Origin of the sequence: Pseudomonas sp. FSL R10-1350, from assembly GCF_009600525.1 — a bacterium.
Lineage (GTDB): Bacteria > Pseudomonadota > Gammaproteobacteria > Pseudomonadales > Pseudomonadaceae > Aquipseudomonas > Aquipseudomonas helleri.
This window is the reverse complement of the sequence record NZ_WIVR01000032.1, coordinates 40,309-54,762: the sequence shown is the minus strand read 5'-3', so window position 1 is coordinate 54,762 and position 14,454 is coordinate 40,309. Positions and strand designations below refer to the sequence as shown.

The 14,454-nt window shown below is 59.5% G+C and carries 10 protein-coding genes and 1 riboswitch; of the genes, 2 read left to right on the top strand and 8 right to left on the bottom strand.

All coding sequences use genetic code 11. From position 1 onward, the window contains the following. From GHO25_RS15365 to ahcY, 3 genes are all read right to left on the bottom strand, one after another. Positions 1 to 1,561 (bottom strand): DEAD/DEAH box helicase (locus GHO25_RS15365; RefSeq protein WP_153391153.1); only part of this gene is annotated, 1,561 nt, incomplete at its 3' end. 385 nt (positions 1,562 to 1,946) lie between these two features. Next, a complete protein-coding gene (gene metF, locus GHO25_RS15360; protein ID WP_153327180.1) occupies positions 1,947 to 2,792 on the bottom strand; it encodes a methylenetetrahydrofolate reductase [NAD(P)H] in 846 nt (281 codons plus the stop codon). Positions 2,793 to 2,863: 71 nt separating this feature from the next. Next, entirely contained in the window at positions 2,864 to 4,273 is a 1,410-nt protein-coding gene (ahcY, locus tag GHO25_RS15355; protein ID WP_153336378.1) for an adenosylhomocysteinase, read from the bottom strand. A 22-nt stretch (positions 4,274 to 4,295) separates the two neighbouring features. Further along, a riboswitch (S-adenosyl-L-homocysteine riboswitch) is annotated at positions 4,296 to 4,402 on the bottom strand. Positions 4,403 to 4,600: 198 nt separating this feature from the next. Between ahcY and GHO25_RS15350 the strand changes: the two genes are divergently transcribed. Both GHO25_RS15350 and GHO25_RS15345 read left to right on the top strand, forming a co-directional pair. Further along, positions 4,601 to 5,002: an acyl-CoA thioesterase gene (locus GHO25_RS15350; protein ID WP_047279442.1), complete on the top strand. Its 402-nt coding sequence runs from the start codon at positions 4,601 to 4,603 to the stop codon at positions 5,000 to 5,002. A gap of 114 nt (positions 5,003 to 5,116) precedes the next feature. Beyond that, positions 5,117 to 5,965: a formate/nitrite transporter family protein gene (locus GHO25_RS15345; RefSeq protein WP_153391152.1), complete on the top strand. Its 849-nt coding sequence runs from the start codon at positions 5,117 to 5,119 to the stop codon at positions 5,963 to 5,965. A 144-nt stretch (positions 5,966 to 6,109) separates the two neighbouring features. Here GHO25_RS15345 and GHO25_RS15340 read toward each other — a convergent pair whose 3' ends face one another. From GHO25_RS15340 to GHO25_RS15320, 5 genes are all read right to left on the bottom strand, one after another. Further along, the gene (locus GHO25_RS15340; protein ID WP_153391151.1) at positions 6,110 to 6,727 is read right to left on the bottom strand and encodes a hemolysin III family protein; all 618 of its coding nucleotides are present in this window, start codon (positions 6,725 to 6,727) and stop codon (positions 6,110 to 6,112) included. Positions 6,728 to 6,901: 174 nt separating this feature from the next. Then, on the bottom strand, positions 6,902 to 7,336 hold the full coding sequence (locus tag GHO25_RS15335) for a hypothetical protein (RefSeq protein WP_153391150.1): 435 nt from the start codon (positions 7,334 to 7,336) through the stop codon (positions 6,902 to 6,904). Further along, complete coding sequence (locus GHO25_RS15330) at positions 7,323 to 7,922, bottom strand: transcriptional regulator (RefSeq protein WP_153391149.1); 600 nt, start codon at positions 7,920 to 7,922, stop codon at positions 7,323 to 7,325. The genes GHO25_RS15335 and GHO25_RS15330 overlap by 14 nt, the downstream gene beginning before the upstream one ends. 159 nt (positions 7,923 to 8,081) lie before the next feature. Further along, entirely contained in the window at positions 8,082 to 8,555 is a 474-nt protein-coding gene (locus tag GHO25_RS15325) for a chemotaxis protein CheW (RefSeq protein WP_153336376.1), read from the bottom strand. Then, positions 8,548 to 14,454 (bottom strand): Hpt domain-containing protein, encoded by a 5,907-nt coding sequence (locus tag GHO25_RS15320; RefSeq protein ID WP_153391148.1) that lies wholly within the window; start codon positions 14,452 to 14,454, stop codon positions 8,548 to 8,550. The genes GHO25_RS15325 and GHO25_RS15320 overlap by 8 nt, the downstream gene beginning before the upstream one ends.

The following is a 14,454-nucleotide window of genomic DNA, read 5'->3' as shown; positions in this document are numbered from 1 at the left end:
TTTGACGACCACCCGAACGGGCCGGAGTGCCAGCGCCTTGCGCCGGAGCGCCCGGACGACGGTCGCGGCCCTGGTTGTTTTTGTTTTGGTACGGGCTGACGTAATCAGCGCGGTTACCAAAGTTATCCACATCGTCATCACGGAACTCGTCCGGCGCACGGTTGGCGTCGGCACGAGGGGTTGGCTGACGCTGCTCACGGACAGGCTGGGCGCTGCGTGGCTTTTGCTCACGGGCTGGACGCTCGCCGCGTGCCGCTGCAGGTTTTTCTTTGCCCTTGTCTTTGCCTTTGTCTTTACGACCGCCGCCACCGCCCGGATTACCCGGACCGTCGCCGCGTGGGCCACGTGGCGGGTTGCGCGGGTTACGCACATCCGGACGCTCGCGCACTTCAGGCTTTTCAGCTTCTACGGCACTGGCGTCAAAACCCATCAGGTCGCCATCAGCGATCTTCTGTTTGGTCATGCGCTCAATGCTTTTGAGCAGTTTTTCTTCGTCGGGTGCGACCAGGGAAATCGCTTCGCCCGAACGACCGGCACGGCCCGTACGGCCGATACGGTGAACGTAGTCTTCATCTACGTTCGGCAGTTCGAAGTTGACCACGTGCGGCAACTGGTCGATGTCCAGGCCACGCGCTGCAATGTCGGTGGCAACCAGAATGCGCACAGAACCGGCTTTAAAGTCGGCCAGGGCTTTGGTACGCGCGTTTTGGCTCTTGTTACCGTGGATGGCCACAGCGCTCAGGCCGTGTTTGTCCAGGTATTCAGCCAAACGGTTGGCACCGTGCTTGGTACGCGTGAACACCAGCACCTGCTCCCAGGCACCTGCGGTGATCAAGTGGGCCAGCAAGGCACGCTTGTGGGTCGCAGGCAGGCGGAAAACACGCTGCTCGATGCGCTCAACCGTGGTGTTGGGCGGCGTCACTTCAATGCGCTCAGGGTTGCGCAGCAACTTGCCGGCCAGGTCGGTGATGTCCTTGGAGAACGTCGCCGAGAACAGCAGGTTCTGACGTTTGGCAGGCAAACGCGCGAGGACTTTTTTCACGTCATGGACAAAGCCCATGTCGAGCATCCGGTCGGCTTCATCGAGCACCAGAATTTCTACGTGAGAGAGGTCAACGCTGCCCTGGCCACACAGGTCGAGCAAACGACCCGGGCACGCCACCAGCACGTCAACACCGCGGGACATGGCTTGAACCTGCGGGTTCATGCCGACGCCGCCGAAGATGCAGGCACTGACGAACTTCAGGTCGCGGGCATAGAGCTTAAAGCTCTCGTGCACTTGGGCTGCGAGTTCGCGAGTCGGGGTCAGGACCAGCACGCGGGGTTGGCGTGGGCCGTGACGCTGGGATTTGTCCGGGTGGCCGTTGGGAAACAGCTTTTCCAGAATCGGAAGAGCGAAGCCGCCGGTTTTACCAGTACCTGTCTGGGCCGCAACCATCAAATCGCGACCTTGCAACACGGCGGGAATGGCCCGCTGTTGCACCGGAGTAGGCTCGGTATAGCCCGCATCTTCAATGGCGCGGACTAAAGCCTCGGAGAGACCGAGGGAAGCAAAGGACATGAGTAATCCTGTTCTAGTTAGGGCTTGGCCCAAAGGGATAGTCTTGCCTGGCGTGAATGGCGTTTAAGGTGACGCAATCCCGTCCGGTCCTGCTCCAGTCCTGAGGCTCATTCACATCGCTCGCGCGGGCTGGAAGCTGCGCAGTCACGGGGTTGAATGCCGGGTACAAGGACGAGCGGCCGGGCGTAAGCCTGGCGGAAAACCCGGAGTATAACAGAGCAATCACGGCGCGCCGATTTCATGCTGCTCAACGGTTTTGTAGGGGCACAAGCCACATAACCCGTGGGAGCGGGCTTGCTCGCGATGGTAGCACCACGGTTTATCAGCAAACCGGGTGACGCCTATCGCGAGCAAGCCCGCTCCCACAAGGGCAATGCGCTGTGGATCAGCGTGGCAGCTTCAGGTTGTTCCAGATCGCCAGGCTCGGCTCAGACTGGTTCAAGGTGTAGAAGTGCAGGCCCGGTGCGCCGCCATCGAGCAAACGCTCGCACATTTCGCTGATCACTTGCTCGCCAAACGCCTGGATGCTGTTCGCATCATCGCCGTAGGCTTCCAGTTGCTTGCGAATCCAACGTGGGATTTCTGCACCACAAGCGTCCGAGAAACGCGCCAACTTGCTGTAGTTGGTGATCGGCATGATGCCCGGCACAATCGGGATCATGACGCCGGCGGCACGTACGCGCTCAACAAAGCGGAAGTAGCTGTCGGCGTTAAAGAAGTACTGGGTGATCGCACTGTCGGCGCCAGCGTTGGCCTTGCGCACGAAGTTGCTGATGTCGTCTTCGAAATTGCGTGCCTGAGGGTGCATCTCAGGGTATGCCGCCACTTCAATATGGAAATGATCGCCGGTTTCTTCACGAATGAAGCTCACCAGGTCATTGGCATAGCGCAACTCACCGCTGGCCATCCCCATACCCGAAGGCAGGTCGCCACGCAGCGCGACAATACGTTTGATACCTGCACCCTTGTACTGGGTCAGCAGGCCACGCAAGTCGTCCTTGCTGTCACCGACACACGACAAGTGCGGGGCGGCAGGGACCTTGGCTTCGCTCTCCAGTTGCAGCACGGTGTTGATCGTGCGGTCACGGGTCGAGCCACCGGCACCGTAGGTGCAGGAGAAAAAATCCGGGTTGTAGGTCGCCAGCTGGCGAGCCGTGTTCATCAGTTTTTCATGTCCAGCATCGGTCTTGGTCGGGAAGAACTCGAAGCTGTAACGACGGTCTTGGGACATGGTCAAATCCTTGGCAATACAAAAGCCGAATACAAGCCCGCCCCCATCAGGGGGCGGGCTTGGCGATCCAATCAGTAACGGTACGCTTCAGGTTTGAACGGACCTTCAACCGTCACGCCGATGTAGTCGGCTTGTTGCTGGGTCAGTTGAGTAACCACGCCACCGAAGCCGCGAACCATTTCCAGGGCCACTTCTTCGTCCAGTTTCTTCGGCAGTACTTCTACGGTCAGACGCTCAGCTTGCAGTTCAGCAGGCAGGTCAGCGTATTTTTGGGCGAACAGGAAGATCTGCGCCAGAACCTGGTTGGCAAACGAACCGTCCATGATGCGGCTTGGGTGACCTGTGGCGTTGCCCAGGTTTACCAGACGGCCTTCGGCCAGCAGGATCAGGTAGTCGTCGTTCTGTGGGTCGAACTCGCCAGCGCCAGTGCGGTGTACCTTGTGCACTTGTGGCTTCACTTCTTCCCATGCCCAGTTTTTGCGCATGAAAGCGGTGTCGATTTCGTTGTCGAAGTGGCCGATGTTGCACACCACAGCGCGTTTTTTCAGTGCAGCCAGCATGTTCTTGTCGCACACGTTGACGTTACCGGTGGTGGTCACGATCAGGTCGATCTTGCCCAGCAGGGCCTTGTCGATGCTCGCTTCTGTGCCATCGTTCTGGCCGTTGATGAACGGCGAAACCACTTCAAAGCCGTCCATGCACGCTTGCATGGCGCAGATCGGGTCAACTTCGGAAACTTTAACGATCATGCCTTCCTGACGCAGGGACTGGGCCGAGCCCTTGCCCACGTCACCGTAGCCGATCACCAGCGCTTGCTTGCCGGACAGCAGGTGGTCAGTACCACGCTTGATCGCATCGTTCAGGCTGTGACGGCAGCCGTACTTGTTGTCGTTTTTGCTTTTGGTCACCGAGTCGTTCACGTTGATCGCCGGGATCATCAGCTCGCCTTTGGCCAGCATGTCCAGCAGACGGTGTACGCCGGTGGTGGTTTCTTCAGTCACGCCGTGGATCTTTTTCAGCATGGCCGGGTATTTCTTGTGCAGCAGCTCGGTCAGGTCGCCGCCGTCGTCGAGGATCATGTTGGCGTCCCAAGGCTGGCCATCCTTCAAGATGGTTTGCTCCAGGCACCACTCGTACTCTTCTTCGGTCTCGCCTTTCCAGGCAAATACCGGGATACCGGCAGCAGCGATAGCGGCAGCGGCCTGGTCTTGAGTCGAGAAGATGTTGCACGACGACCAACGCACTTCGGCACCCAGGGCAACCAGGGTTTCGATCAGCACGGCAGTCTGGATGGTCATGTGGATGCAGCCCAGAATCTTCGCGCCCTTGAGCGGTTGTTCTGCGGCATACCGACGACGCAGACCCATCAGGGCCGGCATTTCGGATTCAGCGATGAAGGTTTCGCGACGGCCCCATTGGGCGAGGGACATATCAGCGACTTTATAGTCGGTAAAACCTGCAGGCGTGTTTACAGCGCTCATTAAGAGCCTCCATTCGTTTAATCGCGAATGGGCGCCGTTGTGCGTTTAGTGCTTGCCCAGGGAACCCTGAACAAACAACGCCCCATCCGAGCCTGACAGGTTAAACCTGCTGCAGCGCCCCTCGGACAGGTGGCGGGAAAACGGTACCGGGTGAACATGACCGTTTTTGAAGCGAGGGAGATTATAGCCATCCGCGCCTGGGTTCCCAAGGGTTTATCCAAGGCTTTTTTATTTGCTTAATCGAGACCATAGTCCAAGGTTAATAGAGCTGAGGGCCGAGGTCTGACATCATGGCCGGCATCTAAGGCAAGACGGTCAGGAGCGAACATGAATTTTCACACCCGCAAATGGGTTAAACCCGAAGACCTCAACCCCAACGGCACCCTGTTCGGTGGCAGCCTGCTGCGCTGGATCGACGAAGAAGCGGCGATCTACGCCATTGTTCAGTTGGGCAACCAGCGCGTCGTGACCAAGTACATCTCCGAAATCAACTTTGTCAGCGCCTCGCGCCAGGGCGACATCATCGAGCTGGGCATCACCGCCACCGAGTTTGGTCGCACCTCGATCACCCTGACCTGTGAAGTGCGCAACAAGATCACCCGCAAAAGCATCCTGACGGTCGACAAAATGGTCTTCGTCAACCTCGGTGAAGACGGCCTGCCAGCACCGCACGGCCGCACCGAGATCAAGTACGTCAAAGACCAGTTCCAGGATGAAAATCAGGCCTGATTACCTTTGATCTTGTCCCCGCTGCCGCGGGCTGCGGCAGCGATTACAGGTTTTCAGTGAACAGCTACCGATGGCGCGTGTCGTACGCTTATACACGCCACCGGTCATGCGCTCATGAACACTGAAAACAGCGGTAAAACGCCCAATCTGTCGCCTGATGAAAAGCACGACATCAGCAAAAACCAGCCACCGCGTGCCGCTGTCCTGCACGAAATCATTCGCCTGCAAGGTGATCAGGAGCTGGAGCGCAGCATTGCCGCCCTGTTCTGGTCAGCCCTGGCGGCGGGCCTGACCATGGGCTTGTCGTTAATGGCCATGGGCTTGCTCAACTCTCGCCTGCCCGACGCCGAAGGGTTCAAGGTCATCGCCAGCTTTGGTTACTGCGCGGGCTTTTTGGCGGTCATTCTCGCTCGCCAGCAATTGTTCACTGAAAACACCCTGACGGCGGTATTGCCGATCATGAGCAAACCCACTCTGAATAACTTCGGGCGGTTGTTCCGGCTCTGGTCCGTGGTGCTGATCGGCAACCTGATGGGTACTTTTCTGGTGGCCTACGTGATGCTGCATTTGCCGATTTTCGATACCCCGACCGACGAGGCCTTTCTGGAAATCGGGCGCAAGGTCATGGAAAACGACGTCAGCCAAATGTTCGCCAAAGGCATTGTCTCGGGCTGGATGATTGCAACCATGGTCTGGATGATCCCGTCCATGGAGAGCGCCAAAATGTGGATCATCATCCTCATCACCTACCTGATGGCGCTCGGTGACTTTACCCACATCGTGGTCGGCACCGCTGAGGTGTCCTATCTGGTCTTTGCGGGCGAATTGCCGTGGAAAGACTTCTGGCTGATCTTTGCCGGTCCGACACTGGCCGGCAACATCGTCGGCGGCAGTTTTATCTTCGCCCTGATCAGCCACGCGCAAATCCGCAGCGACACCAAAAAGCCGCTGAAAAAAGCGTAATACGGCCTTTTGATCTTGGCTATTGAGCGGGTTTACGGCCGCTGCGCGCCCGATCGCAGCACCGCAAATCGGTAGGAGCGAGCTTGTCTCGCGATCTTTTGATCTTTTTAAAAGTTCACAAGACAAGCGGGCGCCTATAGTCGTCTAAATCACGTAATGCGCGATGGCCACAAAGTGCAGCTGGCTGCCGCAGATGACGAACAAGTGCCAAATGCCGTGGGCATGCCGCAGGCGGCGATCGAGGGCAAAGAAGATAATCCCCACGGTGTACATCACCCCGCCCGTGGCCAGCCAGATAAAGCCCGCGGTCCCTAGTGCAGCCAGCAAAGGCTTGACCGCCACCAGCACAATCCAGCCCATCACCGCGTAAATGACGATCGACAAAATGCGCGCTTCAGAACGCGGCTTGATCTCTTGCAGCATGCCGATCACCGCCATGCCCCAGACAATCCCGAACAGCGACCAGCCCCACGGCCCGTGCAGCGTCACCAGGCAAAACGGTGTGTAACTGCCGGCAATCAACAAGTAAATCGACAGGTGATCAAACTTCTGCATGATCACCTTCGAACGCCCACGCACACTGTGGTAAACCGTCGACACGCTGTACAGCAGCACCAGCGTCACGCCATAAATGGCCGCGCTGACAATTTTTTGCGGACTCCCGTCCAGACACGCCACCACCAACAACCAGATACTGCCTGCCGCAGCCGCCACAGCCCCCACCAAATGGGTCCAGGCGTTGAGCTTTTCCCCGTGATACATGTGCAACATCCTCAATAGCCGATAGTGCGACGGTGCCACTTGTTACAACATAAGGGCCAAGGTCGTGACCTTAAAGGGCAAGGGGTGATCCTCAGGCGCCACACCTGAACGGGCGCCACTTAACTGGCCCGCAGGCCAGGCTTTTGAGCGATTGAACGATCACCGTCAATAAGTCTAACTACCAAAAGTCTGACTCTTTAACCCCGTGACCCGTTCAAGCAGGTGTTGAGTGCTGCTGATCAAACCCTGCAGCAATGCCTCATCTTCATCCATGTAGCCTTCGTATTCAGCGAGATTGCGCCTTTCATGACACAAGGCAAAAAGTCGGACCTGCACTTTGTCTGTGCCTGCGGTGTGAATGAGGCTTTGAAAGACTAAATAACGTCGGTCTGACCGATAGCCACAGAGGCGCAAAGCGGTGAGCGCAATGCCATGGGCTGCGTTGTACGCGAGGTCAAAGCGGCTGGAAAACGACAGTTGTGCATTGCTTGCATCTTTCAGGCGATCAATTGCAGAACGCATCAGCCCTTCGCACTCTTTGCCGTCGGGTGGTTCAGCTTTCAGCCCTCCACTGCGTACGAGATTTTCCAGACTGTCATTTTTCTCCATCCTTGGGCTCCAGTGGATCTCGACCTATCAGCGTGATTTTTTCCTGCTGCCCTACCCGCTGTACAAAACTGTTCCCCGCAGCCATTTTGGCGGCCCAGTCTTGCGCGCTGTAAAGCGTAGGATTGATGGTGCGACCGAGCGCTTCTTCAAGCGGCATCAGGCACTCCATAACGTCACTGTAGTGCAGGTCTTCACCAATGAGCATGAGGTCAATATCGCTGGCCGCATGGGCCTGGTCCTTGGCAATCGAGCCATACACAAACGCCCATTGCAGTCGCTCGAAAAAGGGCTCAAGGGCTGCACGCAGCGGATCAGAGAGCCCGGCAGTCTTGCGCACAATGCCCAGCAACTCATTGAAGATGGGGCACAAAGCATTTGCCTGATAGTGAGCCTGATTTCCTCGGCGGGTGACCGTGAGGATTCCTGACTGCTCAAGACGTGTTAGTTCACGCATCAAGCTGCCTTTTCCTACCTGCGCCCAACGCGCTATTTCATTCACATAAAAACTCTGGTCAGGCTTGCCAAACAGCAAGCCCAATACTTTCTGTTGCGTATTAGTAAACAGCGCATCGCTTAGAGACAACATGGTTACAACCCACAATAAGTCCCAAAAAGGGAACGATAGGTCCCTTTTTGGGACTTATCAAGTCGCCACTTATGGTTTAAAGACTGCACAGCCCCCTGTAGGAGCGAGCTTGTCTCGCGATCTTTTCAACGATCAAAAGATCGCGAGGCAAGCTCGCTCCTACACGGGGTCGGGTGTTTCGGGCTCGCTACCCGACAGCACCAGCCTCTCCAATCCCAGTAAATCCGGGATTTTTGCCACGCTCTCGCCCACTTGCACCGCCGCCCGTTCGAACGGGCTGAGGGGCACGTCGACGAAGCTCAGTTGGCTGTCGAGCCGGTAGGAACGCGGGATGCCTTGCACCACCAGGCCGATGAATTTGAGGCGCGGGTCGCCGCTCAGGGTGTTGAGGATGACGATGCGCGCACGCTCGCCGATGACCAAGGGGCCGCCGCAGGCCGCTTCGAAGCTGATCAGGGGCAGTTCGCGGTCGCGCCAGTTGATTTGCCGGACGTGCCAGGACGGTGAGTCGATGCTCGGCTCGCCACGCTGCCAGTCGATCAGTTCGGCAATCGCCACGTTGGGCAGGAGCAGGTAGCGGTCGGCCAACGGCAAGAGCAAGCAGGTCAGGCTGCCGACGCGGTGATCAAGCATGGAAGTTGCTCCAGTAGGCAATGCGCTCCAGCAACACCGACTCTTGATACGGCTTGCCCAGGTAGTCGTTGACGCCAATCGCCATCGCGCGGTTCTGGTGCTTTTGCCCGGTACGCGAGGTGATCATGATGATCGGCAGGTCTTTGAGACGCGGGCTGTTGCGCACGTGGGTGGCCACTTCAAAGCCGTCCATGCGCGGCATTTCGATGTCCAGCAGCATCAGGTCCGGGATATGGTCTTCGAGCACGCTCATGGCGTCGACGCCGTCTTTGGCCGTGATGACGTTCATGCCGTTGCGCTCGAGCAAACGGCTGGTCACCTTGCGTACGGTCACTGAGTCGTCGACCACCAAAACCAGCGGCGGGCGCACCGCCGGGGTGAATTCAAGTACGCCGTTGGCTTCATTGATTGCCTGCTGCAAGGGCTGACGCGCCTGATGCGCACGCAGGTAGGCCAACAGGTCAAGGATCAGCACCACGCGGCCGTCGCCCAAAATGGTCGCCCCCGACACACCTTGCACCCCGGTAAATTGCGGCCCAAGGCTTTTGACCACGATTTCACGCGAGCCCGCCAGCGCATCCACGTGCAAGGCCACCCTCTGGTCATTGCAATGCACCAGCAACACCGGCTGCGAATGGTTTTGCCCGATCAGTTGGGGCTTACCCACGGTTTGCAGCAGTTCGCCCAGGTAACGCAGGTCGTAATCCTGGCCCGCGTAGTGGTACATGGGCGGGTCGAGCTGGTAATAGTCTTCAAGCTCGTTGGGCATCACGCGCACCAGGCCCTCAACGGTGTTAAGCGCGATGGCGTATTGCTCGTCGCTGCACTGCACCATCAAGGCACGGTTGAGTGACACGCTGAACGGCAGTCGGATCTGAAAGTGCACCCCTTGGCCCGGCACCGAGTCGATGGTCATGTTGCCGCCCAGTTGGCGCACTTCTTCGTGAACCACGTCCATGCCGACGCCGCGCCCGGAAATCTGGGTGATTTTTTCAGCGGTAGAGAAGCCCGGCTGCAAGATGAACTGCAACACGTCACGGTCGCTGACCATCATTTGCGGGTCCAACAAACCGCGCAGGATGGCCTTGCGCCGCACCGCTTCGAGCGGCACCCCGGCGCCATCATCGCGAATGTCGAACACCACGTCGCCGCCTTCGTTGGACAGCTCCAGGGTAATCAGCCCCTGCGCCGGCTTGCCGCTGGCCTCGCGGACGTCGGTAGGCTCAAGCCCGTGGTCCACGGCATTGCGCAGCATGTGCTCAAGCGGCGCGACCATGCGTTCCAGTACATTGCGGTCGATTTCAGCTTCGGCGTTGATCACGCTGAACTCGACCTGCTTGCCCAGCTCGGAGGCCACTTGGCGCACCACACGTTTGAGGCGCGGCAACACCCGTTCGAACGGCACCATGCGGGTGCCCATCAGACCTTCCTGCAATTGAGTGTTCACCCGCCCCTGTTTCTGCAACAGGCTGTAGGCGTCCTGATTGCGCGCCGCCAGGGTGGCCTTGAGGTCGAGCAAGTCCGAGGCTGACTCAAACAGCGCCCGCGACAATTGTTGCAGTTGGGAATGGCGGTCCATTTCCAGCGGGTCAAACTCGTCGTAAGCCAGGCCATCGACTTCGGCGTGCTGACGGCTGTGAATGCGGCTTTGGGTCTCGGTGTCGAGCCGACGCAACTGGTCGTGCATGCGCTCAAGGGTAGTCTGCATTTCGTTGAGGGCGATTTTGCCGTCATTGACCTGCTGCTCCAGACGCCCGCGAATCATCGAGGTTTCGCCCGCCAGGTTGACCAGGTCTTCGAGCAGTTCGGCCGGGACCTTGAGCATGTCCAGCCCCGTGCGCTCGGCTTCGGGAAGCAACCCGGCGGCGGGGTCAGGCTTGTTCACCGCCGGGCTCTGCACGGCTTGCCGGACGCTGCGCTCAACCCGCTGGATATGCTCGATCAACACCTGCGGCGACGGCACCGGCTGGCCGCTGCGCAAGGCGTCGAGCATTTGCGCCAACTGGTCGTGGCTGCGTTGTAGCAAGGTAAACAATTCAGCGCTGGGCGACAGAAAACCCAACGAAATGTCTTCAACCAGGGTTTCCAACTCGTGGGCAAAATCCCCAATGGCGCTGATTTCGACCATCCGCGCCCCGCCTTTGAGGGTGTGCAGGTCGCGCAGCAGGTTTTCGTCTTCAACGGTGTTTTGCGGCTCGGCCTGCCAACGCACCAAGGCCGCACCGGAGCTTTCCAGCAGGTCAAACGCCTCTTCCAGAAAGATATCCAGCAGCTCCGGGTCGATGCCGTTTTGCGGCCCGGCAGGCGTTGCCGCTGGCGTGGCGTTACTCGGCTCTACAGAGGCCGCGCTGCTGTGCCGAAGGGTACGAATGGCCTCGATCAGTTCAGTGGGTTCGTCCAGAGGCGTGTGGTGACGCAGTTGTTCGAGCATCACCAGCAGTTGCGCATGGCAGAGTTCCAGCAGGCGCGCCAGCGTCGGGCTCTCGCTCAAGCGGCGGTCCAGCAGCCCTTCATATAAGTGCTCCAGCTCGTGGGCCAGGTCGCCAATCGGTACGATACCGGCCATGCGCGCGCCGCCCTTGAGCGTGTGCAAGTCGCGTTGCAGCGAGGACAACGGCGCCAGGTTGTCAGGCTCATTGATCCAGCGCCGCAACGCATGGCTGGTGCTGTCGAGGATATCCACCGCCTCTTCGATAAAGATGGCGACGATTTCATCGTCCTGCTCGGCATCCAGCTGCGCCGTGGCGGCGCCCAGTTCTGTGATGTCCAGGGTCTGGTTGCCTTCATGGCGGATCAAGCCGGTGGCGTCCGGCGCCAAGCCTTCATGCAGCAGCGCCTGTAGCGCGTCGATGCGTTGCGGTTGTGGGGTGATCTCTTGCCCGGCGGCCAATTGGTCGAGCATGTTGATCAGCGCTTCCTGGGCCTCGTCGGCCTCTTGAAAGAACCGCTCGCTGACCACCAGGCTGCTTTCTTCTACCGCGCCATACAGGTCGAGCAAGGCTTCGCACAGCGCATCGACGGGCTGCAGGTCGAGCAAAAAGGCCGACTCGCCCAGGTCGGTCAGTTGGTCCAGAAGACGCTTTAGGCCGTCGCGCTCATGGGGGTGTTGCCGCCAGTGGCGCAACAATGTTTCGGCCTCGAACAGAATGTCCATGCTCTGGCCCAAAAACTCGCTGACAAGCTGCGGGTCCCGCGGGGCCGTCAACGTGCCCGAAGGCGCATTCAGGGCCATGTCCAGGCGTTTGCTGACCCATTGCCCGGTGCGTTCGATCAAGGCCCGGGCACCACGGATCTCGGCCAGCGGGTCGAGGTCCAGCTGTTTGAGGCCGCGATGCAGCAAGCTGTCGGCCTCAAGCAGCAAGTCGATTTCTTCGACGTCCAGCTCAAGGTGATGGGCCTTGTACTCACGTACCAGGTAATCCAGCGGCGCCGCCAGCTCGGCCATTCTCAGCACGCCCGCCATGTGCGCGCTGCCTTTGAGGGTGTGCATGGCCAACTGTAAATCGTCATTGGCGTACAGCGGTACGTGCTCGCTGGCCAGGTCCAGAAAGTGGTTGAGGCTGTTGAGGTGGGTTTGCGCTTCCTGGCGGAAGATATCCAGCAATTGCGGATCAAAACTGGCGCTCTGCTGCTCGATCTGCAGCGGCTGCGGGCGCCCCTTGGACAGGCTGTGGGCGCGGGCCGCGAGCTGGTCGACATCGTGATGCTGACGCTGGCTGTGGTCGGCAAATTCCTGGATCAATTGCGGCAAGAGCACCAGCGCCTCTTCCAGCAACTGATCAATCGCAGGGGACGGCGCGACCTTGCGTTCGATCACCCGGTTGAGCAAGTTCTCAACGGCCCAGGCCAGTTCCGCCAGCACCAGCGCTCGCACCATGCGCCCGCTGCCCTTAAGCGTATGAAAGGCACGCCGCAGTTCGGCCAGCGCAGCGCTGTCTGCCGGGTTGGCAGCCCATTGCGGCAAGGCGTCGTGCAGGGCAATCAAGACTTCGTCAGTCTCTTCCAGAAAAACTTCCAGCAGTTCTTCGTCCACCGGTTCTTCGTCTACCGGCGGCGGCAACAAGCTCTGCGGAATATGCTGCGCGGGCGGGTTCAACGGCAGCGGGCCGGCCAAGACCTGCGCCAGGTTTTGCATCACCTGCGGGCCTTGCGAGGTCTGCACCGCAGGCTTGGCCTTGGCGGGAGGCAAACTCAGCGACTCATCGAGCACCAGCACATTGCGCTTGGCGGGCGCGTATCCCAGCGCTGTCAGGCTCTTTTCTGCGCGCTCCAGCACCTTCTCGCTCGCAGCGCCGGGGTCCAGCGCCAAACGTTCCAGGTAGTACTCGATGCTGATCAACGCATCCGCCAGTTGATCAAGCTGCGCGTCGGCGGGCAGCGGGCCCGCCAACAGATGCTCTTCGACAAAGTCGTGGCAGCTGTTGAGCAAGCCAGAAACCCGGCGCAGCGGGATCATCGCCAGCGCGCCACGGATCTGCGTCAGCAAGCCCAGCAACGGTTGCAGGTGCTGGCGGTCGTGGCCGTCAGCCAGAAAATCAGTGATCAGGTCTTTGACCTCTTCAAGGCCAATGCGCGCCTCTTTGATCACCAGTTGGTGAATCTGAATCAGGTCCGTGGTGGGCAGGCGGCTTTCTTCTCGCGAAGACGGCTCGACATTGCCGACCATCCCGGCCAGCGTGGCTTCGACGTACAGCAAGGCGGCGGCCACATCCATCAACACCGCGTCTGTCGGTTCGCGCTGCCCTTGGGCGATGCCCTGAACCACCGCCAATTGGTCGATGATGACTTTTCGCGGCTGGCCAAAACCGAGCACCGCCAAGGTGTCGGCGATCTGGCGCAACGGCGCCATCAGGCTGCTCAACTCGGAGACGTGCAAACGGTCACTGCGCACAAACAGATCGAGGCGTTCCTTGACCCGCACCAGCTCTTCGCACAAGGCCGACACCACGGAACGCATGGCGTCACGGTCTGGCCCCGCCAGCCGCGCCCGTTCTTCGTCGACCATGGCCGCATCGGGCATGGCTTCGTCCAGCTCGTAGCGGTTTTTCAGCGCGAGCATTTTGGTGGTCGGCTGTTCGGCCTTGGCGATGTAAAACAGCAAGCTGGTGAGCAGTTCATCCGGCGCTGGCTGGTTGACGCCCTCAATACCTTGCGCCAGCAAGCGATTGAGCTCTTTGTCGGACTCATTGAGCAGGCTGCGCAACGCCGGGCTATTGGCCACACGTCCGCGCAACATGCCGTCCAGCAAGGCCGAGGCGACTTTCCACAAGGCGTTGATGGGCGCGCCCTGGCACAGGCTTTCAAGTTGGCTGAAAACGTTGGCCAGGCGCTCCAGATTGCCGCGCACATCTTCCTCACCCTGCAAACCGTTTAACGCGGCTTGCAGGGCGTGGCGCAGGGTCATGATCTGGCGCGGCCATTCGGCGGGGATCAAGTGCGCGAGGGCGGCTTGGTCCAGTGTCGGCAATGTCTGTAAATCGGGGCTGAACAGGCTGGTTTCTGACAGCAGACTTTCGCCACGGGCGGTGCGTAAATCGTTGATTAACGGCAGCACCACCAGTGGCCAGTCACGCCGGGCCGTGTGAACGCGGTCCAGGTACAGCGGCAACTGGTTGAAGGCTTGCATCAACAGGCGCAGGGCTTCTTCGCTCTGGCTGACCCGGCCCTCCTGCAAGGCGACCACCAAGTGTTCGGTTTCTTCGGCCAGCAGGGCGGCGCCATAAAACTCCACCATCAGCAGGCTGCCGTGCACCTGATGAATACATGCCAGGCACTGCTCCAGCGCCTCGGCAGAGGGCTGCAAGACATAGTCCTCAAGCGCCGTGCGCGCCTGTTTCAAGGTGTCGGCAATCTCGTCTTTAACCCATTCGAGGGCTACGTAGTCGCGCCGGTCAACCAT